At 69.2% G+C, this 1,752-nt stretch carries 1 protein-coding gene and 1 pseudogene; both read left to right on the top strand.

Annotated elements, in window-relative coordinates:
- The first annotated feature begins 76 nt into the window (after nucleotides 1–76).
- Nucleotides 77–943: a 3-hydroxybutyryl-CoA dehydrogenase gene (locus tag ACE3T5_RS21585; protein ID WP_374670163.1), complete on the top strand. Its 867-nt coding sequence runs from the start codon at nucleotides 77–79 to the stop codon at nucleotides 941–943.
- Between the two features lie 22 nt (nucleotides 944–965).
- Nucleotides 966–1,752 (top strand): annotated as a pseudogene (locus ACE3T5_RS21580) (hypothetical protein); the annotation flags it as partial.

Below are 1,752 nucleotides of genomic sequence, written 5' to 3'. Positions count from 1 at the left end.
CCTTGTAACACCCGTTAACATCCGGGTTCTTCGGCCAGCCGGGTCGGCAGCGCCGGGCATACATGGGGATATCCAGATGGGCAACGAATTGGGCAAGAGCCTGGGCGTGGTGGGCATCATTGGCGCCGGCACCATGGGCAATGGCATCGCGCAGGCCTGCGCCGTGGCGGGGCTGCCGGTGGTGATGGTGGACGTGTCGGACGCCGCCGTGGCCAAGGGCCTGGCCACCATCTCGGCCAGCCTGGACCGGCTGGTCAAGAAAGAAAAGATCACCGAAGCCGGCAAGGCCGCGGCGCTGGGCCTGATCAAGGGCAGCACAGCCTACGACGACCTGCGGGCCGCACACATCGTGATCGAGGCCGCCACCGAGAATTACGAGCTCAAGCTCAAGATCCTGCGCCAGGTGGATGCGCTGGTCGCGCCGGAAGTGATCCTGGCGTCCAACACCTCGTCGATTTCCATCACCAAGCTGGCGGCGGCCACGTCGCGAGCGGACCGCTTCATCGGCATGCATTTCTTCAACCCCGTGCCGATGATGGCGCTGGTGGAGATCATCCGCGGCCTGCAGACCAGCGATGCCACGCACGACGCGGTGAAGGCACTGGCTGAAAAGCTGGGCAAGAGCCCGATCACCGTGAAGAACGCGCCGGGCTTCGTGGTCAACCGCATCCTGGTGCCCATGATCAATGAAGCCTTCTTTGTGCTGGCCGAGGGCCTGGCCACGGCCGAGGACATTGACGCCGGCATGAAGCTGGGCTGCAACCAGCCGATCGGGCCACTGGCGCTGGCCGACATGATCGGTCTGGACGTGTGCCTGGCCGTGATGGATGTGTACCTGGCCGAGTTTGGCGACAGCAAGTACCGCGCCTGCCCGTTGCTCAAGGAAATGGTCGCGGCCGGCCGCCTGGGCCGCAAGACCGGGCGCGGCGTGTACAGCTACTGAGCGCTGAACGCGGCCCGCTTTCATGGCGCCCACCGGCACACCGGACACCCCGCCGGCCACGCTGAGGCTGAGCCCGGCGCTGGGCCGGGTGCCGGCGCCTGACCAGGCGCCCGCTGTACCGGTGGCGGCACCCGCCGCCGCACCTGCCGCCGCACCTGCACCTGCCGCTGCGTCCGCACCCGCTGCTGCGCAAGCGGCGCAACAGGCCGTTGCATCCGCGCCCCCGCCCACCGGCTCCATCGCCCACGGCGTGGCCGCCCTGCGCGACGCGGCCGCGGCGGCGCGCACCGCGCCCAGCCTGGTGCCGCTGACGGTGGCCTTGGGCGGCATTGCGCTGGTGTCCAGCATCGGCTGGGTGATTGAGCGGCGGCGCAACCGGCGCGAGAGCGACTCCGTGCTGTGGGCGGACGTGCAGCCTGCCGCGTCGTCCATCGTCACGCGCGTGAACAGCCTGGACGACATCCTGCCCGACAACCCCAACCCGGCCGAAGCCGCGCGCGCCATCTACGTCACCGCCATTGGCGAGACGAACTCGCGCCGCGAGGCCACGCTGATCGACCTGCACCAGATGGACCAGAAGCTGCAGCGCCGCCGCAAGCGCGGCGACGTGGTGGCTGCCGTGCTGCTGCTGCAGCAGCACCTGGTGGACTTCCGCTACACCAGCCCGTGGGTGTTCATGGAACTGCGCGAGCTGTACAAGGAGCTGGCCCTGCAGCAGGAATGGGAGGTGGCGCGCGACGCCTTTCGCGCCCGCTTTGGCCAGAACGCGCCGCAGTGGTCGGCGCCGTCCACCGCCGACGCGCAGCTGC

The organism is Ramlibacter sp. (assembly GCF_041916345.1).
Classification (GTDB): domain Bacteria; phylum Pseudomonadota; class Gammaproteobacteria; order Burkholderiales; family Burkholderiaceae_C; genus Ramlibacter.
This window is presented reverse-complemented; position numbering and strand designations above follow the sequence as displayed.